Origin of the sequence: Micromonospora sp. DT228 (assembly GCF_049841595.1) — a bacterium.
Classification (GTDB): Bacteria; Actinomycetota; Actinomycetes; order Mycobacteriales; family Micromonosporaceae; genus Micromonospora.
Map to the genome: position 1 here is coordinate 439309 of NZ_JBNCKO010000005.1, position 23569 is coordinate 462877.

The following is a 23569-nucleotide window of genomic DNA, read 5'->3' on the forward strand; positions in this document are numbered from 1 at the left end:
TGAGAGCTCTTCCCGTCGTTAAGGGCGTCGCAGCACAGCGTTCCAGAATTTACCCGTCCCCGAGTTGATGACCCGGCCTTCTCCGTAGAGCTGGCGGATCGCTGCTCCGACGTTGACCGCCGAGGCCTGTCCGAGCACCTTGCCGTACACCTCGGGAACGCGGTCGGCAGCCCGAAACGGGTGGTCCCGATCGAGGAGCGCATCAAGGTTCTGCTTGATCTCCCGCACCCAGGCCGGGGAGTGTGCCTGTACGTACTCAGCCGCGTCGAACCGTGGCATGCCAAAGAGTGGAGGGGCGTCGGCCTCCCCGCGTCGCCACTGTTCCTCCTGCCATGCCTCTTCCCACTCCACCCCCGCCTTGCCGAGCGCGTCTGCGAAGTGCCACGCCCCTTCGCTGTGGGTGGTGAACAGAGCGAGGACGTACTTCGGCGCGAGATCAGGGCGTGGCCGCACAGGCATCCGAACGGCGCTGTACCTCGTGCCGCCCGTCAGCTTCTTCTCATATTCCTGCCACACCTGTAGGGCGACGTCGGTTGCACGCTTGTCGTCGCGGTCGTCGGTCACCTTGGCAAAGTGATCCCGCCACCACCCACCGCCGAGGAAGCGGTCGAGTTTGTCGGCGTTCTTCCGGTCGGCTCCAGTGAGCTCATCTTGCTTCTGCTGGGCTTTGTGGACCGCGCTACCCATGCGAGCCACCGACAGCACGCTGAAGTGGAGCAGAACCTCAGTCGGCGGCCACTTTTCACGGCCAAGCAGATGAGTCTTGATGAGGTTGAAATCCAGGGCGGGTCCGAACGGATCCAGGAACGCGAAGAGGGAAGCGCCCTTGGCCAAGGTGAGCAGTTCGGGGAGATGCCGGTCCAAGCTGCCTTGGCGTAGCTCGCGTTGCATGGCCCCACCCTGCTTGGCAAGAACCTGCTGCAGGTTCTGAAAGTTGCCGGGGTCTTGCTCGACGAAGAAGCCTCTGACGTCACGGTACTTGCCAACGAAGTCCGCGCACTGGCTGAGAAGTAGAGGGGAGCCCGGCTGGCCATCGTCGTACTCGCCGGCTCCGGCGTAGCCATCGAGGAATACGACCGGATTCTCTCGGCCGGTCTTGGACGCGAAGACGACCGGGTAGCGCTTCAGGATGCCGTGCTTGAGTACGGCGGCGGCCTTGCGGGACCGGAAGAAGTCGTCATTCGCCGACATCGAGCCTCCCTCGCGTCACCAACGGTGATGCAAAGGTAGCGAAGAGTGTGATTCTCTTTGGCCCCGCTGTTCGCGTCGAGCGCGGCACCCGACACTGTCACCCCGCCTACCAGTATCGATGGCAATGAGTGTTAGTTCGAGGCACCCGCCAAGTCCTTGATCTGACAGTGCGACGAGTCAGTCGCGTGGTCGCTCGGCTACGTAGGTGCCGCGGCCGGACTGACCGATGATGAGGTTCCGGTCGTGCAGCAGCGAGAGCGCGCGATAGACCGTGCCCGTGCTGACGTCATACATGTCGGCGAGCTGGCTGGTCGAGGGCAGCTTGTCGCCAGGCTTGAGGTCGCCGGTCCTGATTCGTTCGGCGATCTCGTCGACGATGCGACGGAACGACGGCTGTGCAGTGGGCATGGTGAGGACTCCGGTTGGTTCGGCACCTCTGATCATGCCCGACCTGCTCTAGCTACTGCAATAAGTCGCCCGGCGATTGCGCTGCGGGGTCGACCTACTACACCTGCTGTAGTAGGTTGCTGGTGTCCGGCTCCGGTTGGTTCGGCAAACCCTCGGGGCGCGGGCGTGAGATGGGCTCCGCGTTCGTACCGCCGTCTGGGCTGCGGGTGTGGGGCCGGGCGGTCCGGTGGGCGTCCCCTACCCGCACACCGGACCGCCCACCAAGCCGACGAGGAGCCGACGAGGCGAGGGTGGACGAGGTGAGGATGGGCGCGGGGCGGGAACGGTTCGTGGTGCATCTGCCGGTGGTCGCGGAGGACCTGTCGGGAGCGGTGCGCTTCGCTCGAGCGATCACGCGGGCGCTGGGTTTCCTCGCCGACGTGGACCGTGCCGAGACGACGGTGTCGGAAGAGGATGCTCAGGGCGTACGACATCGGGTTTTCTGTGACCGTTTGCTCGGCGGGCGTCGGCGGTGTCCTCGACCGGCCGACCACGACGGGCCCTGCGGTTGACCGGGCGGGCCGGATGGCGCGAGGCGACACACGGCTCGGACTGTCCGTGGCGGTTCGGGCCATCGAGGGCGCGGGTCGCCGGGTTGATAGGGCCGCAGGCTGTAACCCTCGGCCATCCCCCTCCCGTTACTTGTGTGTTTCCGCCACATAGCCCGTGGGTGACGTCACTTCTAGCGTGAGCCGACAACACAGCATCCTGTCCTCACCCTGGAGTCGCGATGACGGTCCGGCACACGCGGCGGGCGTTCCTCTCCGCCGCCACGATGATGGCTGCGGCACTTGCCGCCACGGCCTGTGGTAGCCCGCAGGACACCGCCACCGGCGGCGGCGACAACGCCGCGCCGGTAAAGGTCGGCCTGGTGTACTCCCAGTCGGGAGCCCTGGCCAGCTACGGAAAGCAGTACATCGAGGGGTTCAAGGCGGGGTTGGACTTCGCCACGAAGGGCACCGGCAAGGTCGGTGACCGGAAGATCGAGCTGACCGAGGTCGACGACGCGGGTGACCCGGCCAAGGCGGTCTCCGCCGCGAAGGACCTGATCGGCAAGGGCACGAAGATCATTGCCGGTTCCACCGCCTCCGGCGTTGCGCTTCAGGTCGCGCCGATCGCCGCGCAGAACAAGGTCATGTTCATCTCCGGCCCGGCCGCCACCGACGCGGTGACCGGCGCGAACAAGTACACGTTCCGGTCCGGGCGGCAGTCCTACCAGGACGTGGTGACCGCCAAGTCGTTCATCGGCGACCCGACCGGCAAGAAGGTGGTGGTCTTCGCCCAGGACGGCGCGTTCGGCGACGCCAACGAGGCGGCCGTCAAGGCCGTCATCGGCGGCGCGGGCGCCAGCGTGAGCAGCGTCCGGGCACCGGCCAGCGCCACCGAGTTCACCCCGTTCGCCAGCCAGATCAAGGCGGCCAAGCCGGACCTGCTCTTCGTGGCCTGGGCCGGCACCACCGCCCCGGCGATGTGGCAGAGCCTCGACCAGCAGGGCGTGCTCTCGTCCACCACCGTCGTCACCGGCCTGGACATCCGCTCGTCCTGGCCCACCTTCGGCGCGGCCGGCACCAAGATCTCCTTCCTGTCGCACTACTTCGACGGCGCCAGCGACACCGAGGCCAGCAAGGCGCTGAAGGCCAAGGTCAGCACCATCGACCTGTTCCACCCGGACGGCTTCGCCGCCGCCCAGATGGTGGTCCGCGCGGTGCAGGAGGGTGGGGACGACGTCGACAAGATGGTCACCGCCCTGGAGGGGTGGAGCTTCGACGGGGTCAAGGGCAAGATGACCATCCGCGCCGCCGACCACGCGCTGCTCCAGCCGATGTTCCAGGCCAAGCTGACCGGCAGCGGCACCGCGTTCACGGCGACCGCGCAGAAGAGCCTCACCGGTGACGAGACCGCGCCGCCGGCCGTGGCCATGAAGGGCTGAGCCATGCTCGCCACCCGCGGTCTGACCTGGCGGATCGGTGAGGTCGCCATCGTCGACAGCGTCTACCTCGACCTCGCGCCCGGGGAGTTCCTGGGCGTGATCGGGCCGAACGGCGCCGGCAAGACCTCACTGTTCAACCTGATCACCGGCCTGCGCCGGGCCACGGAGGGCCGGATCGTCCTGGACGGGCAGGACATCGGTGCGCTTCCGCCGCACCGGCGGGCCCGCCTCGGGCTGGGCCGTACCTTCCAGGCGTCCTCGGTCTTCGGCTCGCTCAGCGTGCGGGAGAACGTCCGGCTCGCCGTGCAGGCGCACCGCGGGGGCTCGATGGCACTGTGGCGGCGGGCGGCGGCCGACCGGGAGGTCGCCGCCGCCGCCGACGCGGCGCTCGACCGGGTCGGCCTCGCCCACCGGGGTACGGCACTCGCCGGCACCCTGGCCCACGGCGAGAAGCGCAAGCTGGAGATCGCCCTGCTGCTCGCCGGTGAACCGCGGGTGATGCTGCTGGACGAACCGATGGCCGGCGTCAGCGCCGAGGACATCCCCGAACTGGTGGCCGTCATCAAGTCTCTGACCGGCGACAGCGGCCGGGCGGTGCTGATGGTCGAGCACCACATGGACGTCATCCTGGAGCTGGCCGACCGGATCGCCGTCATGCACCACGGCGCGCTGCTGGCCTGCGACACCCCGGAGACGGTAATGGCCAACCCCACTGTGCAAGAGGCCTACCTCGGGGAGTCGCTCTGATGGAACCAGTTCTCACGGTGGAGGACCTGTCGGTCCGGATCTCCGGGCTGCACATCCTCCAGGGGGTGTCCTTCACGGTCGCCCCGACCGGCGTGACAGTCCTGCTCGGCCGCAACGGCGTCGGCAAGACCACCACGCTGCGCGCGATCGTCGGCCTCACCCCACCCGCCGGAGAGGTCCGCGGCACCATCCGGATGGGCGCGCAGAGCCTGCTGGCCCAACCCACCCACCGGCTGGTCCGCGGTGGGCTCGGCTACGTGCCCGAGGACCGGTGTGTGTTCGCCGGCCTCACCGTCGCCGAGAACCTGCGGCTCGCCGAGCGGCGCGGCACCAGCCCGGCGTACGACAAGGTCTTCGCGCTCTTTCCGGAGCTGGACCGGCGCGGACGGCAACGGGCCGGTTCGCTGTCCGGCGGGCAGCAGCAGATGCTCGCCATCGGGCGGGTGCTGCTCAACGGCAACCGGCTGCTGCTGATCGACGAGCCGACCAAGGGGTTGGCGCCGAAGGTGGTGACCGAGGTGGCCGAGGTGTTGGAACGGGTCGCGGAGTCGGTGCCGGTGCTGCTCGTCGAGCAGAACCTGGCGGTCGTACGCCGGCTGGCCCGCGACGCGGTGGTGCTGGCCGCCGGCAAGGTGGCCTGGACCGGCGACGCCCACGAGTTGCTGTTGGAAACGGCGCTGACCAAGTCGCTGCTCGGGGTGGGCTCGGCGGAGGTGAACCACTGATGGGCACCGTGATCCTGTTGGCGTTGACCGGGCTCGGCCTGGCGGCGCTGTACTTCCTCGTCGCGTCCGGCCTGTCGCTGGTCTTCGGCCTGGCCGACGTTCTCAACTTCGCGCACGGGTTGTTCCTCGGTGTCGGCGCGTACGGCACCTGGTGGGCGGCGGGCAACCTGCCGGGCGCGGGCTCCGACGGGTTCGGCTTCGTGCTCGCGGTCGCCTTCGGGGTGGCCGCCGGCACGCTCGTGGCGATCCTGGTCGAGCTGGTGCTGATCCGCCCGCTCTACTCCCGCACCATCGAACAGGTGCTTGTCACCGTCGGCCTGTCCCTGGCTGGGGTGGCGTTGTTGCAGGCCACCTGGGGTGCGGACGCCAGGCCGTTCCCGCGTCCGGACTGGACCCGGCAGGTGACCGGCATCCTCGGCGCGCAGGTGCCCAACGGGGGCCTGCTGCTGATCATCGCGGCGGTGCTGGTGCTCGGCGCGATCCTGGCGTTCCTGCGCTGGACCCGGTACGGCCTGGTGATCCGGGCCGGGGTGGAGAACCGGGAGATGGTGACGGCGCTCGGCATCGACGTGCGCAAGGCGTTCACGCTCGTCTTCGCGATCGGTGGGGCGGCCGCCGCGCTCGCCGGAGCGCTCGGCGGCGTCTACTTCGGCACCGTCTCGCCCGGCCAGGGCAGCTCGCTGCTGATCTTCGCGTTCATCGTGGTGGTGATCGGTGGGATGGGCTCGGTGGTCGGCTCCGCGTACGCGGCGGTCGTCGTCGGGCTGGTGCAGCAGTTCGTCAACTACTACGGCACGTCCGGACTCGGCGACATCTGCGTGGTCGGGCTGCTGGCCGTGGTGCTGCTGCTGCGCCCGCAGGGCATCGCCGGAAAGGTGGCAACGGCATGACGCTTCTCGACGTGACCCCGGCACCGGCACCCACGTCGCCGCGACCAGGCCGGGTGCACCGCATCCGCCCGTTCCTGCCGCTGGTCGCGGTGGTGGTGTTGGCGATCCTGCCGTACTCGACGATCTCCCTGCCGGGGATCTTCGAGGGACCGGTCAACTCACCCGGCACCCTGCAACTGCTCGCCATCTGCCTGATCTTCGGCGGCCTGGCCGCCGGGTACGACCTGCTCTTCGGTCGGACCGGCATGCTGTCCTTCGGGCACGCGCTGTACTTCGCCGCCGGCGTGTACGGCACCGACATCCTCATCACCAGGGCCGGCCTGCCGCTGTGGCAGGCGGCGCTGTTGACCATCAGCGGCGGCACGATCCTCGCGGCGCTGCTCGGCGCGGTGGCGTTGCGGACCGTGGGGATCGCGTTCGCCATGGTCACGCTCGCCTTCGCGCAGGTCGGGGCGATCCTGGTGGCGCGGGACTTCGGTGGGCTCACCGGTGGCGAGGAGGGCCTGCCGCTTGACGTGTCCGGGTTGCCCGCCGGGCTGGTCGGGGTGACGAACACGGTGAACCTGTACTGGCTGGCACTCGCGTACCTGACGCTTGTGGTCTTCGTGGTGCACCGGGTGAGCGGTTCGCCGACCGGCCGGGTGCTGGCCGGGCTGCGCGACGACGAGCGGCGAATCGGTGTGCTCGGGCTGGACCCGTACCGCTACAAGCTTGTGGCGTTCACCCTGGCCGGCGGGCTGGCGTCGGCGGGCGGGGTGGTCTACGTCCTGATCGTCGGCGGCGCCTCACCGCACATCACGTCCTCCGAGCTGACCCTGTCGCTGCTGGTCATGGTGGTGCTCGGCGGGCCGGGCACCCGGTGGGGACCAGTGCTCGGTGGCGTCCTCTACATGTACCTGGACCACCGGCTCACCGCGTTCGGCACGAGCGACGCGGTGGACAACCTGCCGGCCGTCCTCAGCCGTCCGCTGAGCCAGCCCCTGTTCGTCCTGGGCACGGTCTTCATCCTGGCCGTCTACTTCTTCCCCGGAGGCCTGACCAGCCTCGCCCCCCGCCTAACCAAAACCCTCCGCCGCCCCCCACCCTGACCCCTGCCCCCTTTTGACCCCGTCGATCATGGCGTTATAGCCACGACACGCCGTCGCGAATGGCGATATCGTCATGATCGACGGGGTTCTCTGTCTGGGGAGGTTGGGACCATGGGCGCGCGGGTTGCTGTTGTCAGTGGGGGCGGGACCGGGATTGGGGCGGCCGTTGCGGGTTCGCTCGCGCGGGACGGGTACGACGTTCTGATCGTCGGGCGGCGGCACGATGTGGTGACTGCCGCCGCCGAACGGATCTCTGCCGAGTGTGGGCGGCCGGACGCCGTGACGGCCGTGACCGCGGACCTGACCGAGGCGGCGCAGCTCGACCGGGTGCTCGCGGCGGTCGACGGTCGGCCGGTCGACGTGGTGGTCAACAACGCCGGTGGCTACCTGGGCGGGGACACCGGCACGTTGGAGGGGACCGCCGCGCACTGGCGGGCCAACCTGGACGCCAACGTGCTCACCGCCGTGCTGCTGACCGAGGCGCTGCGGCCGGTCCTGCGTCGGCCCGGCGGGCGGGTGATCCTGGTCAGCTCGATCGCCGCCCAGCGTGGCGGCGGTGGGGCGTACTCGGCCGCGAAGGCAGCCCTGCACGGTTGGGCGTACGACCTGGCGGCCAAACTCGGCCCGGACCAGATCACGGTAAACGTGGTGAGCCCCGGCTATGTCGCGGAAACCGAGTTCTTCGGCGACCGGATGACCGCCGAGGGGCACGCGCAGCGGGTGGCGGCGACCCTGGTCGGGCGGGCCGGGCTACCTGATGACATCGCCGAGGCAGTCCGCTATCTCACGAGCCCGGCCGCCGGTTATGTCACCGGCCAGGTCCTCGGCGTCAACGGAGGATCGGTCCTCGGCCGCTGACCACGCGAGCACAGACGGACGCGGAGGACGGCGACCCCCCGTGTGGTCGCCGCCCTCCTACGTGGTCGGTCAGCCGTTCAAGATTTCGTACGCCATCTTCGGCGCGATCGTCGCGGCGGCGCCGGTCGGCACGCTGATCTTCGGCGCGGTGCCGTAATCGGCGTAGTTGACGACGTAGTCGTACGCCTTCGTCTTGCCGGCGGCCGGGATCTTCAGCGTCAGTGAGGACAGGCGCTTGTCCGCGCCGACGACAGCGGTGAACGGCACCGTCTTGCCGGCCTCGCCAAGCGCCGCCGCCTCACCCTCCTCCAGCACCTCAGCGGCGTTACCGGTGCTGACGTCGATGAGCCCGGCGTACTGCCCGGGGCTCTTCTCCTGCACCGAGGTGGCCGCCTGGATGAGCGGACCCGCGTTGCCCTGGTCGACACCGTCGTAGGCCGGAATGGTCTCGCTGTCGGCGAGCTTGGTGCGGTCCAGCTTCATCCACTTGTCCGGGAACTTCGGCAGGCCCGCCTGGCCGGTCAACTTCATCTTCATCCAGGCCTCCTCCGCAATGATCAGCACCGACATCTTGACGGAGATGCCATCGGCGCCGGCCGGAATCGTGGTGTTCAGCTCGACGCCCTTCGCCTCCGGGTCGACTCGTCCGCTGATCGTGCTGGACGCGTCCCTGCCACTGAACCGGAATGTCCCCTCGGCCCCGTCCGGAACGGCATCGAGGAGTGCCTGCTTCGGATCGGCGGTCGGGCTGGCGCTCGGGCTGCTCTGCGGTGCCGAGGCCGGTTCGGTCTTGGGCCCGCACCCCCCGAGCAGGGTGGTCGTGGCCAGCATGGCGGCGATCACGCCGACCGTGCGTCGGGTGGTGCTCGCGCTGCCCGTTGCCTGTGTCATCACATTTCTCTTTCTCGCTGCGTGGCTGGTGCCGATGACCATGGTGGCGGCAGGCACGGCGGTGCGGCTGCCGATATGCTGCCGTCCGGCTGCCGGGCACTGCCGTCCGGCGCTGCCGGAGGTGTCAGGAGCGGAAATTCGCATGTCAGGAACGCTGCGTTTCGAGATCCTCGGGCCTCAGCGGGCCTGGTACGCCGGCCGCGAGATCGACCTCGGTCCCGGCAAACAGCGTGCGGTACTGACCGTGCTGCTGCTCTCGGCGGGCCGTCCGGTGTCCACCGGGCAGATCGTCGAGGCGGTCTGGCCGGAGGATCCGCCCGCGAACGGCCCCAACGTGGTGCAGAAGTACGTCGCCGGTCTGCGTCGGGTGTTGGAGCCGGACCGGTCGCCGCGTACACCGGGGCAGGTGTTGAGCCTCACCGATGCCGGATATCTGCTCCGCGTCGATCCGGACGCGCTCGACGCGGTCCGTTTCCAACGGGGAATCCACAGCGCCCGGCAGCGACGGGCCGAGGGTCGTGCTTCCGAGGCGCTTACCGAGTTGTCCACCGCCCTGGCGCTCTGGCAGGGAGAACCGTTCACCGGCTTCACCGGGCCGTTCCTGGAAGCGGCGCGGCAACGGCTGGTCGAGCTGCGGGCCGTGGCGTTGGAGACCCGGGCCGATCTGATGCTGGACCTCGGCCGGCACCGGGAGATGGTCGGGGAACTGGTGGAGTTGGTGGCCGAGTTCCCGGTCCGGGAACGACTGCGGCAGCAGCTCATGCTGGCGCTCTATCGCAGCGGGCGGCAGGCGGAGGCGCTCGCGGCCTACCGTGAGTTCGGCGGCCTGCTCCGGGAGGAGTACGGCATCGGGCCGGGCGAGGCGCTTCAGGAACTGCACCGGCGCATCCTCTGCTCCGACCCGACCCTCGCCGTGGCGAAGCCGTCGAGCGAGCCGCAACCGCCCCACCCCCCGCCCGCTCCCAGCCCTCGCCAACCAGCCGACCCGCCCGCGCCACCGGCTGTGCCGCCGCCCGCGCCAATGCCGCCCGCGCCCGCGCCGGCGACAACGCCGGCCGCGCTTCCCGTGCCGCCCACGCCACCGCCGGCCGCGCCGACCGCACCGCAGGCCGCGCCGACCGCACCGCAGGCCGCGCCGACCGCACCGCCGGCCGCACCGCCGGCCGCGCCGCCGGCAACGCCGAACGCGCCGCCGCCGACCGCGCAGCCCAACCCGCCCGGGCCGCCGGCTGTCGCGGTCACCCCGCAGCCCGTGCCGTTTCCGGTCGCGGTGCCCCCGAATGGGCATTCGTCCCGGGACACCCGGGGGCAGTCGGCGCCGAGCTGGCTGAGTGTCAGCGTGACGGTCGTCGGCACGCTGACCGCCGTGTTCTCCTTCGGTCTGCTCACCTGGCTGGTGGTGCTCCTCTACGCCAGTTGGCGGCGAAGCTGGCGCAACGGGCTCACCGGTGTGGGTTACCTGTCGCTGACCGCCACGATCATCGTGATATTCGGCAACAGCGACTCGGAGGAGATGAGCGACTCCGAAGGTCTCCTGATCGTGGCCTGGATGCTCGTCTGGCTAGTCGGGGTCGTGCACACGATCCTGCTCAACGGCGCGCTCTGGTCGGCCCTCTCCAATCGGATCGCAGGGTCGCCCCCACCGGTGGTCGACGACCGTCGGGTCCGTCGTGAGCAGGCTCGCTACCTCATGTACCACTACCCGGCAGCGCGGCAGGAGCTGCACATCGGCCGGCCCGACCTGCCCCGCACCTTCGACGACGGTGGCCTGGTGGACGTCAACGCGGTCCAGGAGCAGACGATCGCCGAGCTGCCCGGAATGACCGCCGGGCAGGCGCGGCAGGTGGTGATGGACCGTTGGCTCCGTGGCCCGTTCGGCTCGATGGAGGACCTGGCGGCCCGGTGCCTCCTCCCGCCGGTGCTCACCGACTCCCTGCGCGACCTGCTCGTCTTCCTTCCCCCGCCGGCCGTGCCCGCCCCGCACACGGCCCCGCCCGGCCGGGGCGAGTGAGGCGACCCGCACAGGGCGCGACGGGGAGGGATGTCTCCCGTTGCTGGTAGAAATGCCGGATGGGCGACGAGCGGGCAGCGGTACGGGAGCGGGCCGAGGCGGTGCTGCGTCGGCTGGCCGGCGACCACGCCCGGCTGCGTGAGGATCAGTGGCGGGCGATCGAAGCCCTGGTCGTCGACCGGCGGCGGGTGCTCTGCGTGCAGCGCACCGGTTGGGGCAAGTCGGCTGTCTACTTCGTGGCCACCGCCCTGCTGCGGGAGGGCGGCGAGCACGGCCCGACGGTCATCGTGTCTCCGCTGCTGGCGTTGATGCGCAACCAGGTCGAGGCGGCCGCGCGGGCCGGCATCCGGGCGCGCACGATCAACTCGGCAAACCTCGACGAGTGGGACGAGATCACCGCCGAGATCCAGACCGGTGCGGTGGACGTGCTGCTGATCAGCCCGGAGCGGCTCAACAACCCGGACTTCCGCGACGGTGTGCTGCCGAAGCTTGCCGCGACCACCGGGCTGCTGGTGGTCGACGAGGCGCACTGCGTCTCCGACTGGGGGCACGACTTCCGGCCCGACTACCGGCGGCTGCGCACGTTCCTCGCCGAGCTGCCCGAGCGCACGCCCGTGCTGGCCACCACCGCCACCGCCAACACCCGGGTGACCCAGGACGTGGCGGAGCAGTTGGGTGACGCCCTCGTCCTGCGCGGGACGCTGGACCGCGAGTCGCTGCGCCTCGGCGTGCTCGACCTGCCCAGCCCGGCGCACCGGTTGGCGTGGCTCGCCGACCACCTGGACCAGCTGCCCGGCTCGGGCATCGTCTACACGCTGACCGTGGCAGCGGCGGGGGAGACGGCCGAGTTCCTGCGCTCCCGCGGCTACCCGGTCTCCTCGTACACGGGACAGGTCGAGGACGCCGACCGGCGGGCCGCCGAGCAGGACCTGCTCGACAACAAGATCAAGGCGTTGGTCGCGACAAGCGCCCTCGGCATGGGCTTCGACAAACCCGATCTGGGCTTCGTCGTCCACCTGGGCGCGCCGCCCTCGCCGATCGCGTACTACCAGCAGGTCGGCCGCGCCGGTCGCGCCGTCGAGCACGCCGAGGTGCTACTGCTGCCCGGCGTCGAGGATGCCGCGATCTGGCGCTACTTCGCCTCGCTGGCGTTCCCTCCGGAGCAGCAGGTGCGGGCCGTGCTGGCCGCCCTGCACACCGACCGCCCGCTCAGCACCCAGGCCCTCGAACCCCTCGTCGACCTGCGCCGGGCCCGGCTGGAGCTGATGCTCAAGGTGCTCGACGTGGACGGCGCGGTCCGCCGGGTGCGCGGTGGTTGGCTCGCCACCGGCGAGCCCTGGGTCTACGACGAGGCCCGGTTGCGGCGCGTCGCCGAGGCGCGCACCGTCGAGCAACAGGCCATGCGGGAGTACGCGACCACGTCCGACTGCCGGATGCGGTATCTACGGGAGTGCCTGGACGACACCGGGGCGGCCGACTGCGGGAGGTGCGACAGGTGCGCCGACCCGCTCTTCGCCGCCGACGTGTCGACGGCCGCGCTCGCCGCCGCGCAGACGTTCCTGGGCCGACCCGGCGTGGAGATCGCTCCCAAGAAGCTCTGGCCGACCGGCTTGGACGCGGTGGGCGTACCCCTGAAGGGCCGGATCGCCCCCGCGGAGCAGGCGCTGCCCGGCCGGGCCGTCGGGCGCCTCTCCGACCTGGGCTGGGGTGGCCGGCTGCGTGATCTCGTCGGCCCGGAGGCGCCGGACGCGCCGGTGCCCGACGACGTCGCCGGCGCGGTGCTGGAGGTGTTGAAGGCGTGGGCGCACGGCGACGACCCGTGGCCGCGCCGGCCGGTGGGGGTGGTCGCGGTCGGTTCCCGGCGACGGCCCCGGCTGGTCGGCTCGTTGGCCGAGCGGATCGCCGCCGTGGGCCGGCTGCCGCTGCTCGGCGAGGTCACCCCGGCCGGTCCGGGCGGCCCGGCCGGGCCGCGCGGCAACAGCGCCCAACGGGTACGCGCGCTGCACGACACGTTCACCGTGCCGGCCGACCTGGCCGACGCCGTGGCCGGCCTGGACGGCCCGGTGCTGCTCGTCGACGACCTGGTCGACTCGGGCTGGACGATGACCCTGGTGGCCCGAGCCCTGCGCCGGGCGGGCGCACCCGACGTGCTTCCGCTCGCCCTCGCCGTGGCCGGTTGACCCGCCGGCACCCCGGCGGACCGCTCCGCGCACGTCGGTGCGGGAAAGTTCCCGGGCCGCGGCGAGTGCGACAGTCGCCACGCCGTCCGGGCGTCAGCCTGGGGTGGTCCGACTCGGCGGTACGGTGGGCGGCATGACCGACCAGCACCCCGCCGCCGTGCCGGTGGTGCCTGACCAGGTCCCCGACGAGGCGGCGGTGTCCGAGCCGGTCTCCGGCGGGGCGGTGGGGTCCGACCCGGAGCACGGCGGGGTCGTGGTGCCTGACCCGGTGTCCGCAGCGCCGGACCGGAGCACGCTGCGGCTGGCGTTGGTGGTCGGCGGGCTGGTGCTTGCGGTGCTGCTCGGCTTCGGCCTCGGCCGGGTGAACGCCACCGGGACCACCACCGGCGGCCCGTCCCTGGCCGCCGAGCACTCCGACCCCCCGGGCACCGGGCCGCACAGCCACGGCACCACCACGAGCACCGATCAGGGCGCGGCCACCGAGCTGGGCGGGCTGGCGGTCAGCTCGGCCGGGTTCACCCTGGCCACCCTGGCCCCCCTGGCTGCCGAGTTCGCCGCCGGTCGCCCCGGGCAGCTCCGCTTCCAGGTGCGGGACGCGCAGCGCCGGCCGGTGACCCGCTTCGCGGTCGTACACGACAAGCCGATGCACCTCATCGTCGTCCGCCGCGACCTGACCGGCTACCAGCACCTGCACCCGACGATGGCGGCCGACGGCACCTGGTCGGTGCCGTTGACCCTCGCGCAGCCCGGTGTCTGGCGCGCGTACGCCGACTTCACAGTGGTCGCCGACAACGGCGCGCAGACCGCGGTGACCCTCGGCGCGGACCTGGTCGCGCCCGGTGACTACCAGCCCCGGTCGCTGCCCGCGCCGGCCACCTCGACGACTGTGGACGGGTTCACCGTCGGCTATCAGGGCACCCCGCAGGCCGGGACGACCGTGCCGTTGACCTTCCGGATCGACGGGGCCGGCGGTGCCGCCCCGCTGGAGCGTTACCTCGGGGCGTACGGGCACCTGGTGGCGTTACGCGAGGGCGACCTCGGTTACCTGCACGTGCACCCGGAGCCGGAGCTGGTGAACGGCCAGGTCAAGTTCTGGTTGACCACCCCCGGCCCCGGCCGTTACCGCCTCTACCTCGACTTCCAGGTAGGAGCCGACGTCCATACGGCCGAATTCACCCTAACTGTCCCCTAGTCCCGCCCCACCCCCTCCCCGCGCCCACCCCCCTCCCGCGCCCACCCCCCTCCCGCGCCCTCCCCGCGCCCACCCCTCCCGCGCCCTCCCCGCGCCCACCCCTCCCGCGCCCTCCCCGCGCCCACCCCCTCCCGTTGATCATGAGGTTATTGCCACCTACCGCGGCGTGTCGGGGCAATAACCTCATGATCAACGGGGCCGGGCCGGGCCGGGCCGGGCCGGGCCGGGCCGGGCGGGGCGGGGCCGGGCGGGGCGGGGCCGGGCGGGGCGGGGCGGGTGGGTTAGCTGGCGCGGCGGATTGGGCGGCGGGCCAGGTAGCGGAGGAGGTCGCGGATGTGGTGCTTTTCCTCGGCGGGGACCGTGGGGTCGGCCAGTCGGTCCAGGATGGCGCGGACGTCGGCCTCGACCGGGCCTTCGTCGTGGCGTCGGCGGGGCGTGGGGCCGGCGTCGGGCAGGCCGAGCGCGCGGAACGCGGCGGCGACCGGCAGATCCAGTGCGGCGCAGAAGCCGCGTACCTTTGCCAACTCGGGATAGTCCTGCCAGTCACCGGCCAGCCAGCGGAACACGGTGGACCGACCCACACCTGTGTGCGCGGCAAGGTCGGTCACGGTCCAGCCACGTTCGTCGCGAGCGTCGTCAATGGCGCGCCGGACGAAGCGGGCGAAGGCCATCTGCGGTGTTACGTCGGCTGATCCCATCCCTGTGTGTCTTTCCCCCTGCCGGAACACCGGGACAATGCGCCTTCGAGGGTAGTACGCCCGGGGCCCGAAACAATTGACTGAGCGCACAAACTGTCCCGTGGATGAGACTTTCTCTGCAGCGTGTGTGCAGAACGAAAATTGCACTGAGCGATCATCATCGTTCTTCTACTAGGCTCGGTGCCCGTCCCCGGCGTGGCGTCCGCATGCCAGCCGTGTTCGACCGGACCACCGCCGAGGAGCACCATGGCCGAATCGAGCCGCCCCCAGCCGTACCAGCCCGGTGCGGTCAGCCTCTTCTTCGTCGCCAAGGCTGGCGTCTTCGCCGCCGGGTTCTGGATCTGGTTGCTGGTCCTGGTGCTCCGCACCGATTCCGCGACCGGCCAACACGTGCTGGCGGCCACCGGCGCGATCACCACCACGCTTGTCGGCGTGGTGCTGGGCGCCCGGATGGCGTTGCAGCACAACGCGGCCATCCGGCACGCGGAGATGAAGAAGCTGCTTGTGGACATCTCCTGGAACGCCTTCGCGGCTGCCGGCAACGCCGAGAGTGTGGGCAAGGTGGTGCCGTTCCCCACCGCGCCGGCCGATGGCGGATGGGCCGGCCAGCGCAGCGGTGGTGAGCGGGTGACTGTCCTCGACCGTGGTGCCGGCGAGCGCACCGGCCGGGATCGCGGCGGCAGCGGCGAACGGCGTCGCTAGCCGCCGCCCGGGCGCCGACTACGCCGCCCGGGCGCCGACTACGCCGCGGGCTGCCGATCCGTCGGCTGTCCGTCGGCGGCCAGCAGGGTCGCCAGCCGGGGGGTGACCCGCCACTGGTCCACCAGCTCGCGGTACTCCTCGTGTTGTGGCCCGGTCGCCTCGGCGCCGGTGCGGCGGGCGCGGATCAGCAGGTTGCGGGGCGTGTGCTGGGAGTCCACGAACTCCACCACCTCGGCCCGGTAGCCGTGCGCCCGCAGCAGTCCGGCCCGCAGCGCGTCGGTGAGCACGTCCGCGAAGCGCTCGCGCAGGATGCCCTGCCGGGTCAGCAACTCGTACGGGGTCGGGGCGGGATGGGCGCGGAGTTGCTTGGCCAGGTCGTGGTGGCAGCACGGTGCGGCCAACACCCAGCGGGCCTCCCAGCGCACCGCGCGGGCCAGTGCCTCGTCGGTGGCGGTGTCGCAGGCGTGCAGCGCCAGCACCAGGTCGGGGGCGGGGTCGACGACGGCGTCGGCGATCGTGCCGGCCACGAAGCTGATCCGGTCGGCCCAGCCCAGCCGCTGCGCCAGCTCGGTGTTGCGCCGCCGCTGGTCCTCGCGGACGTCCACGCCGACCAACTGGACGTCGAGCCCACGACTCGTCAGGTAGCGGTAGGCGGCGAACGTCAGGTAGGCGTTGCCGCAGCCCAGGTCGACCACCCGGAGCGAACCGGTCAGCTCGTCGGGCAGGGTCGCGGCCAGAGCGCGCAGGAACGCGTCCACCTGGCGGCGCTTGGCCGCCGAGCCGCCGATCTCGGCGAAGATCGGGTCACCGGGGTCGAGCAGATATTCCTTGGCCCGGTCATTGCCAGCGGGTGTCGCCGCCGGACGGGCGGTCGCGGCCCGGTGCACCTGCGCCTCACCGGACTTGGTCACCCGTAGTTGCAGCGTCGCGGCGGTCGTCTCGACGTGCCAGTTGCCGAACGGCTCGGCCAGCAGTTCGTCGACCGCCGCAGCGGCGTCGGGACCGGAGGCGATGTTGCGGGTGTACGGGCGAGCGCCGTCAGACGTGGTGATCTGCATGCGGGGGCCGGCCTTGAGCGTCACCGGCCGCAGTTCGGCCCGCGCGACGGTGGGGCGGCGCCCGCGGCGACGTCCGGCGGCAACCGCCCGGGTCAGCGCGGGGTCGAGCAGCAACGCCCGGACCTCGGTCAGGGCGGCTTCCAGTGATTCCGGCATCGTTCCATCTTCGGCAGGTGGGGTGGGAGAAGGGAACATCCCCCGTACCGCGCGAGGCGGTGCGGGGGATGTCAGGTGTGGCTGGTGGTCAGTCGGCGGTCGCCTCGGCCGGCGTACCCGCGTCGGAACCGCCACCACGGCGGCGTCGACGGCGGCGCGGCTTCGACGGCTCGCCGTCGGACGCTGCGGCCGGCTCGCTGGGGCCGGCGTCAGCGGCGATCACCGCGGTCGGCTCGCCCGCGACCGCCTCGCCGGCACGGCGGCGACGCCGGCGGCGGGGGGTACGGGTGCCTTCCTCGGTCGCGTCGGCGACGGGCGCCTCGGCGACGGCCGGGGTGCCGGAGTCGGACCGGTCCCGACGACCGTCACCCCGCCCACGGCGCTCGCCGCGGCCCTCGCCTCGGCCGCCCTCGCCGCGGCTCTCCCCGCGTCGGCCACCCCGGCCAGCGCTGTCGCCCCGGCGGGAGCGGGTCGTGCCACCCAGATCCTCTTCGATCTCGGCGGACAGCCCGGCCCGGGTGCGCTCGGCGGTGGGCAGCGTGCCGCTGACCTCGGTGGAGATGTGCAGGTCGGTGTAGAGGTGCGGCGACGTGTGGTACGTCTCCGGCGGCTCCGGCATCTCCAGACCGAGGGTCTTGTCGATGATCCGCCAGCGCGGCATGTCGTCCCAGTCGACGAAGGTCACCGCGACGCCCGTCGCGCCGGCCCGGCCGGTACGACCGATCCGGTGGGTGTAGGTGTCCTGGTCTTCCGGGCAGTCGTAGTTGATGACGTGGGTGACGCCTGTGACGTCCAGCCCACGGGCGGCCACGTCGGTGGCGACCAGGATGTCGATCTTGCCGGCCCGGAAGGCGCGCAGTGCCCGCTCGCGGGCGCCCTGGCCGAGGTCACCGTGCACCGCGGCGACCGCGAAGCCGCGGAAGTCGAGGTCCTCGGCGACCCGGTCGGCGGCCCGCTTGGTACGGGTGAAGATCATGGTCAGGCTGCGCCCCTCCGCCTGGAGGATGCGCGCCACCACCTCGACCTTGTTCATCGAGTGGGTGCGGTAGACCAACTGCTGGGTCTGCGGCGACGGGCCGGTCTCGGCGGTGTGCCCGGCGTGGATCGTCATCGGCTGGCGCAGGAAGCGCCGGGACAGCGTGACGATCGGGTCCGGCATGGTGGCCGAGAAGAGCATCGTCTGGCGGTCTTCCGGGAGCATCGCCAGGATCTTCTCGACGTCGTCGAGGAAGCCCAGGTCGAGCATCCGGTCGGCCTCGTCGAGGACGAGCGCGTGCACCCGGTCCAGCCGGAGGTGCTTCTGCTTCTGCAGGTCCATCAGTCGGCCGGGGGTGCCGACCAGGATCTCCACGCCCTTGCGCAGCGCGTCGATCTGCGGCTCGTACGCCACGCCGCCGTAGATCGGCAGCACCCGGACGCCGCGCGTCCGACCGGCGGCGGCCAGGTCCTTGGCGACCTGGATGCCCAGCTCGCGGGTGGGGACGACGACAAGCGCCTGGGGGACGCCGTCGCTGCCCTCGCCCGGGGCGAAGACCCGGTCCAGCAGAGGAACGCCGAAGCCGAGGGTCTTGCCGGTGCCGGTGGGCGCCTGACCGATCAGGTCGACGCCGCGCAGCGCGATCGGGATCGCGTACTCCTGGATGGCGAAGGCGCGGGTGATGCCGGCCGAGGCCAGGGCCTCGACGGTCTCGGCGCGTGCGCCGAGTGCGGCGAACGTGGGGGCCTCCGGTCGGACCGGGGCGGTGGGGGCCAGTTCCTGGCCGTCCAGCAAATCTTGAGTCAGGTCGCTCATGTGGATGTGGGGGTGCCCTCTCGTGGGTGCGCCCGTCATGTCCTCAGGGCGCGTTCGGTATGACGCGGGCCACACGGTCGGCGGCAGATTGCCGAGCCGGACCGGGCCGCACGCGCGCCGCGGGCTGAGCTTCGATCAGATCGGCGCCCACGGCAACTGCTCCATGCTACCTGAACAGGCATGGCTTCGTCCCGATTCCCGGTCGGCCAGGCGACACGCGGGGGCGGGGATTGTGACCTGTGTCACAGATGTGTCGCTGGGGCGTACCCCGCGCGAGTCGCCGGCGCGCGTTTCACAGCGCGGCGGGCGTCCCGGTCGGGCGGGGGTGGTGCGACGTCATCCGAGCGTTGCGCGGGAACCGAGCGGGCCGTGCCGGGCGAGGTGTCGGCCGTTCGCGGGCGCAGCGTCGCGCGGAGGGTCGTTGCCCGCCGGAACTGTCGAGCACCGGCACCGGCCCGCGGCAGGTGGTCGAACGCCTACCTGCCGCGATGGCCGGACCGGTCAGCGGACGGTGAAGCCGACCGCCCGGGACGACGCCTCGGCGATCTCGACGTAGGCGACCTTCTCGACCGGAACGATGATCCGCCGGCCCTTCTCGTCGGTCAGGGAGAGCGTGCCGCCGTCACCGGCGAAGGCGTCGGTCACGATCTGCTCGATCTCGGCCGGCGACTGCGCGCTGTCCACTACCAGCTCACGCGGCGCGTACTGCACGCCGATCTTGACCTCCACTGTGCCTCCTCAACTGGGGCGAAAGAACCGCCCTGGAAAGGCTATCCGATCACGGGGTCGGCGGTCAGGCTGACTCACCTTGCAGCGGGAAGCTCGCGATGCCCCGCCAGGACAGCGCGGCAACGAGTGCCTCGGCCTCGGCCTTCGGCACCTGGCGTCCACCGGCCAGCCAGAACTGCGCGGCCGTCTCTGCCGCGCCGACCAGCCCGGAGGCGAGCAACTCGGCGTGGGCCCGACTCACCCCGGTGTCCGAGATGATGGTGTCGGTGATCGCCGCGATGCAGCCCTGCTCGACCCGCTCCACCCGCTGCCGCACCGCCGGGTCGTTGCGCAGATCCGACTCGAAGACGAGCCGGAACGCCTCGCTCTCGTGGTCGACGAAGTCGAAGTACGCCCGCACCGACGCGCCGACGCGTTCCTTGTTGTCGCTGGTGCCGCGCATCGCATCTTGCACCTGAGCGACGATGGCGTCACAGTGCGTGTCCAACAGTGCCAGGTAGAGATCCATCTTCCCCGGAAAGTGTTGGTAGAGCACCGGCTTGGAGACCCCGGCCCGCTCGGCGATGTCGTCCATCGCGGCGGCGTGGTAGCCCTGCGCGACGAACACCTCCTGCGCCGCAGCCAGAAGCTGCTTACGGCGCGCGGAGCGGGGCAGGCGGGTGGGCCGGCCAGCGGTCTGTGCACCGTTCCCCGCAGCGGTCATGGGATCCTCCGAGTTCTCCGTACGAGCCGGCATTTTCCCCCCAGACCGGGCGAGGCCCGTGACCCCCGTCGTGGAAATGGCCCGCCGCTGTAACTTATCGCCACTGTCGGCACACGGTAGCCTCAGCGGGGGCGACCAAGGAGCGCGCGGTGAGTGAAACAGGGCAACCCGGAGCCGCCACCCCGGGAGAGCACGGTGACGGAGCGGGTCAGCACGACGACCCGGGCCGTTCCGTCAGCGGGTGGGCGCCCCCGGCGGGTGGGTGGCCCCGAGCCACCGATCGCGAGGATGCCCGGGACGAGGCGCCGCGCTGGCAACCCGACCCCGCGGCTGGCTGGCGCACCTCGTCCAGCCGACACGGCGACCTGCCGGCGCCCCTGGTCGGGCTGCCGGCTGACCTCGATCCGCCGACCCGCGCCAACGGCCACCACACGAATGGTGTGCACCACCCGGACGACGCCAACGGCGTCCGCCATCCCGGCCTCGCACCACCCGCCGGCCGCCCCGCGCCGGTGAGCGCACCACCGGGGCTGCCCGCCGAGGGTCGGCCCGAGGCGTCCGGTGACCGACTGGTGGTGCCCGCCCAACGCCCCGTGCCGCCGCAGGAGCAGGGCGCCGGCGAGCCCGATCGGGGCGGCGCCCCACGCTCCACCGTCGATCCGTCCGCCGGGCACCGCGCTCGCTGGGCCGAGCCCGGCCTGCCCACCTCCGCACCACCGGCCGTGCAGGTGCCGCCCGTCGGCACCGCCGCGTCGGGCTTCGAGGTGCCGCCCGGCTTCCGCGCGCCGACAAGCGAGCGGCTGGCCGCCGACGAACCAGCCGCGCCGCGGGACTGGCGGGACCCGCTCGCACCCGAGCAGCCGGCAGCGCCCGGCCGCCCACCGGGGCCGCCCGGGCACGCCGACGCCGCCGAGCCGCAGCGCGCCCCGGACACCTCCCGACCAGGCGAAACGCACCGTGCCGGGGAGTCGCCGGCCATCGAGCCGGACTGGTCGGGGCCGAACTGGAACCGCCCGAGTTCCGGCGGATGGGCTCCGCCCTGGTCCCGCCCGGACGACGAGCCGGCCGGCCCTCCGGCCCGCGACGAGCCCGCGCCGGGCTGGGTCGCCGAGCCCCAGCAGCCGTACGAGCCGGTGCGCGCCGAGTCGCCCCGCCCGTACGAGCCGGTGCGCGCCGATCCGCCCCGCGGGTACGACGTCAACCGGGGTGAGTCCGGGTCCGAGGCCGCGCCCGTGCGTCCCACCGAGCAGATCAGCTCGCCGCCGTCCGATCGCCCGTCCTGGGCCGCGCCGCCCGCTGTCGGGCCCCGGGCTGTCGACGCGGACGCGTCCCCCACCAGTGGGCCGCCCGCGCCGTCGTCAGGCCAGACACCACCGGTCGCCGAGCGCCCGTCCTGGGCCGGTGGTCCGACGCCGACAAGTGGCCCGCCGGCCGATCGTCCGTCCTGGGCCGGTGGTCCGACGCCGACAAGTGGCCCACCGGCCGATCGCCCCTCCTGGGCCGGGTCCGGTGCGCCCCGACTCGACCGTCCGTCCTGGGCCGGGGGGTCAGACCCCGGGCCCGCCAGCTCGGCGCCGGCGCTGCCGTCCTGGGCCGGGGGAGCCGATCCGACGCCGACAAGTGCGCCGCCGGTGCGGCCGTCCTGGGCCGGCGGGTCCGACCCGACACCGACAAGTGCCCCGTCGGTACGCCCGTCCTGGGCCGGTGGGTCCGAGGCGGCGACAAGCGTCCCGCCGGTACGCCCCTCCTGGGCCGGCGGGTCCGCCCCCGAGCCGAGCAGCCCGACGCCAGGGCGGCCGTCCTGGGCCGGCGGGTCCGACCCGACGCCGACGAGCGCCCCGCCGTCGCGGCCCTCCTGGGTCCCCGGAGCCACACCCGCCGACGCGCCACCTCCGGCACCGGCCGGGCCGCCTCCCACGCTGGCCGACGCGCCCCCGGCCCCGGCGGGCCCGCCCCTGGTGGCGGAGCGCCCCTCGTGGGTCGGCGGTTCGACAGCGAGCAACTCCCCGGCCGAGAGGCCGGACTGGTCCGAGGGTCGGATCCCCGCCGCCTCCGCCGAGCGCCCGTCCTGGCCAGCCAGCCAGCTGACAAACGCGGCCGGCGGCGGCGAGGCGGGCGAGACGTCCGGCCCGCCCCGTCCGATTGCGCCATTCCGGCTCCGGCCGGCGACACCCGAACCGCCTATCGTCGAGGCACCCCGCGCGACCGCGCCGACGAACGCCGAGACGGCGTTCTCCGCCACCGGGGCGGTCCCGCCCTCCGCCACGAGCGGGTCCGGGCGCCGGGACCGGCCGGCAGCCGCTTCCACCTCGCCCTACGCGGCTCGCCGATCCGCCCCCGACCCGACGTCGTCGACCGAGCCGGCCGACGACGGCAGGCAACCAGACCCAAGGGCGGTGGTGCTGCCGCAGCGCGTCCCCGCGGAACCGGACGTGCCCATCGTGCCGGAGCCGCCAGCCGTGGAGCCACCCGCCGAAACCCCGGAGCTCGCCCGCATCGCGACCCACCTCCGCCGTGACGACGAACCAGCCCCGCTGCGGGAGCGCCCCGAGGGGTTCGACGTCAACGCCATCCTGGACGCCGTTCGGGAGGTCGCCGGTGTCCGTGACGCGGCGCTGCGCCGTACCGCGGCGGGGGCGCACAGCCTGCGCCTGGACCTGGCCGACGGCGCCGACCCGGCCGAGGTGAGCCGACAGGTGGCCCGGCTGCTGCAGGAACGGATGGGGCTGGCCGCCGCCCCGCAGAACGTGCCCGGCCTGCCCAGCACGCCACCCCCGCCGGTGCGCCGACGCCTGGCCGAGCCCCGACCTGCCGAGCGGCGTACGGCGGAGTCACCCGGCGCGGCCCCGCGCGACGGTGGTCCGGATCCCCGTACCGGTGAGATCCGGACAGCCGAGCCGACGGCGTCGGGTCGTCCGTCGGGCGCCCCGGTGGAGGCCACACCGGCAGGCCCGGAGCAGTGGACCGGCACGGACGCCTCGCGCCGCCGCCGGCCGAACGCGCCGCACCGGGGTCGCGCCACTGTCGAGGAGCCGGGATCGGTCTCGGCCGCGCCGGCCGGCGCGGCGACCGGCAGCCCGGCCACGCTCGGCACGTCGTACTCCGGTGGTCAGGTGACCACGACGGAGTCGGCGCCGTCCCGGCCGCTGGACACCGGCGGCGTGCCGGGGCCGCGGGTGGTCATCGACCATGTGCAGGTGAGCACGTTCGGGCTGGACGCGAACGTGGAGGTCCGGCTGCTGGCCGACGGTGACAGCGCCTCCGGGTACGCCACCGGGCCGGCGGTGGACGGCTACGTGCTGCGGCTCTGCGCGGTGGCGGCGGCCGCCGCGGTGGACGAGTTGCTGCGGGGCACCGACAACGCCGAGCGGGGGCGCTGCTTCGTCGAGCACGCGGCGGTGGTGCCGTTCGGCAACTGCGAGGTGGCCACCGTGGTGGTGCTGCTCGTCTGTGCGGGCTGGGTCGAGCAACTCGCCGGCTCGGCTCTGGTCGCCGGCGATCCCCGGCAGGCGGTGGTCCGGGCGACCCTGGCGGCCGTGAACCGTCGGCTGGAGGCGCTGCTGTCCTGAGTGGTCCGAGGC

The 23569-nt window shown here is 72.5% G+C and carries 19 protein-coding genes; 11 read left to right on the forward strand and 8 right to left on the reverse strand.

What is annotated here, in order from left to right; translation table 11 throughout:
- Positions 1-18: 18 nt before the first annotated feature.
- Together tcmP and ACLQ29_RS13860 are read right to left on the reverse strand one after the other, a co-directional pair.
- A complete protein-coding gene (gene tcmP / locus ACLQ29_RS13855; RefSeq protein ID WP_425771977.1) occupies positions 19-1191 on the reverse strand; it encodes a three-Cys-motif partner protein TcmP in 1173 nt (390 codons plus the stop codon).
- Positions 1192-1368: 177 nt separating this feature from the next.
- Positions 1369-1599, reverse strand: coding sequence for a GntR family transcriptional regulator (locus ACLQ29_RS13860; RefSeq protein ID WP_425771978.1), 231 nt, complete (start codon positions 1597-1599; stop codon positions 1369-1371).
- 769 nt (positions 1600-2368) lie between these two features.
- Here ACLQ29_RS13860 and ACLQ29_RS13865 point away from each other — a divergent pair.
- From ACLQ29_RS13865 to ACLQ29_RS13890, 6 genes are all read left to right on the forward strand, one after another.
- Positions 2369-3568 carry a substrate-binding domain-containing protein gene (locus ACLQ29_RS13865; RefSeq protein ID WP_425771979.1) on the forward strand — a complete coding sequence of 400 codons (1200 nt, stop codon included), beginning with the start codon at positions 2369-2371 and terminating at the stop codon, positions 3566-3568.
- Positions 3569-3571: 3 nt separating this feature from the next.
- Entirely contained in the window at positions 3572-4315 is a 744-nt protein-coding gene (locus ACLQ29_RS13870; RefSeq protein WP_088950298.1) for an ABC transporter ATP-binding protein, read from the forward strand.
- Positions 4315-5040, forward strand: a complete 726-nt coding sequence (locus ACLQ29_RS13875; RefSeq protein ID WP_425771980.1) for an ABC transporter ATP-binding protein — start codon at positions 4315-4317, stop codon at positions 5038-5040. Before ACLQ29_RS13870 ends, ACLQ29_RS13875 begins: the two co-directional genes overlap by 1 nt.
- Positions 5040-5930, forward strand: coding sequence for a branched-chain amino acid ABC transporter permease (locus ACLQ29_RS13880; protein WP_088950297.1), 891 nt, complete (start codon positions 5040-5042; stop codon positions 5928-5930). The genes ACLQ29_RS13875 and ACLQ29_RS13880 overlap by 1 nt, the downstream gene beginning before the upstream one ends.
- Positions 5927-7018 (forward strand): branched-chain amino acid ABC transporter permease, encoded by a 1092-nt coding sequence (locus tag ACLQ29_RS13885; protein ID WP_425771981.1) that lies wholly within the window; start codon positions 5927-5929, stop codon positions 7016-7018. The genes ACLQ29_RS13880 and ACLQ29_RS13885 overlap by 4 nt, the downstream gene beginning before the upstream one ends.
- A gap of 111 nt (positions 7019-7129) precedes the next feature.
- A complete protein-coding gene (locus ACLQ29_RS13890; protein WP_425771982.1) occupies positions 7130-7876 on the forward strand; it encodes an SDR family NAD(P)-dependent oxidoreductase in 747 nt (248 codons plus the stop codon).
- 69 nt (positions 7877-7945) lie between these two features.
- On the opposite strand, the gene ACLQ29_RS13895 is transcribed toward ACLQ29_RS13890, so the two are convergent.
- On the reverse strand, positions 7946-8767 hold the full coding sequence (locus ACLQ29_RS13895) for a hypothetical protein (protein ID WP_425771983.1): 822 nt from the start codon (positions 8765-8767) through the stop codon (positions 7946-7948).
- Positions 8768-8909: 142 nt separating this feature from the next.
- On the opposite strand from ACLQ29_RS13895, the gene ACLQ29_RS13900 reads away from it, so the two are divergent.
- The 3 genes from ACLQ29_RS13900 (at position 8910) to ACLQ29_RS13910 (ending at position 14150) form a co-directional block, all read left to right on the forward strand.
- Positions 8910-10778, forward strand: coding sequence for a BTAD domain-containing putative transcriptional regulator (locus tag ACLQ29_RS13900; protein ID WP_425771984.1), 1869 nt, complete (start codon positions 8910-8912; stop codon positions 10776-10778).
- A gap of 59 nt (positions 10779-10837) precedes the next feature.
- Complete coding sequence (locus ACLQ29_RS13905) at positions 10838-12958, forward strand: RecQ family ATP-dependent DNA helicase (RefSeq protein ID WP_425771985.1); 2121 nt, start codon at positions 10838-10840, stop codon at positions 12956-12958.
- A gap of 133 nt (positions 12959-13091) precedes the next feature.
- Entirely contained in the window at positions 13092-14150 is a 1059-nt protein-coding gene (locus ACLQ29_RS13910; RefSeq protein ID WP_425771986.1) for a hypothetical protein, read from the forward strand.
- Between the two features lie 281 nt (positions 14151-14431).
- Here ACLQ29_RS13910 and ACLQ29_RS13915 read toward each other — a convergent pair whose 3' ends face one another.
- Positions 14432-14848, reverse strand: a complete 417-nt coding sequence (locus ACLQ29_RS13915; protein WP_425771987.1) for a helix-turn-helix domain-containing protein — start codon at positions 14846-14848, stop codon at positions 14432-14434.
- Between the two features lie 246 nt (positions 14849-15094).
- On the opposite strand from ACLQ29_RS13915, the gene ACLQ29_RS13920 reads away from it, so the two are divergent.
- On the forward strand, positions 15095-15550 hold the full coding sequence (locus ACLQ29_RS13920; protein WP_425771988.1) for a hypothetical protein: 456 nt from the start codon (positions 15095-15097) through the stop codon (positions 15548-15550).
- A gap of 38 nt (positions 15551-15588) precedes the next feature.
- Here ACLQ29_RS13920 and ACLQ29_RS13925 read toward each other — a convergent pair whose 3' ends face one another.
- From ACLQ29_RS13925 to ACLQ29_RS13940, 4 genes are all read right to left on the reverse strand, one after another.
- Positions 15589-16764 carry a class I SAM-dependent methyltransferase gene (locus ACLQ29_RS13925; protein ID WP_425771989.1) on the reverse strand — a complete coding sequence of 392 codons (1176 nt, stop codon included), beginning with the start codon at positions 16762-16764 and terminating at the stop codon, positions 15589-15591.
- 88 nt (positions 16765-16852) lie between these two features.
- Complete coding sequence (locus ACLQ29_RS13930) at positions 16853-18556, reverse strand: DEAD/DEAH box helicase (protein ID WP_425771990.1); 1704 nt, start codon at positions 18554-18556, stop codon at positions 16853-16855.
- A gap of 501 nt (positions 18557-19057) precedes the next feature.
- Positions 19058-19285 (reverse strand): DUF3107 domain-containing protein, encoded by a 228-nt coding sequence (locus tag ACLQ29_RS13935; protein ID WP_393370091.1) that lies wholly within the window; start codon positions 19283-19285, stop codon positions 19058-19060.
- A 64-nt stretch (positions 19286-19349) separates the two neighbouring features.
- On the reverse strand, positions 19350-19988 hold the full coding sequence (locus tag ACLQ29_RS13940; protein WP_110563158.1) for a TetR/AcrR family transcriptional regulator: 639 nt from the start codon (positions 19986-19988) through the stop codon (positions 19350-19352).
- A gap of 149 nt (positions 19989-20137) precedes the next feature.
- Between ACLQ29_RS13940 and ACLQ29_RS13945 the strand changes: the two genes are divergently transcribed.
- Positions 20138-23557 carry a hypothetical protein gene (locus ACLQ29_RS13945; RefSeq protein WP_425771991.1) on the forward strand — a complete coding sequence of 1140 codons (3420 nt, stop codon included), beginning with the start codon at positions 20138-20140 and terminating at the stop codon, positions 23555-23557.
- Positions 23558-23569 lie beyond the last annotated feature (12 nt).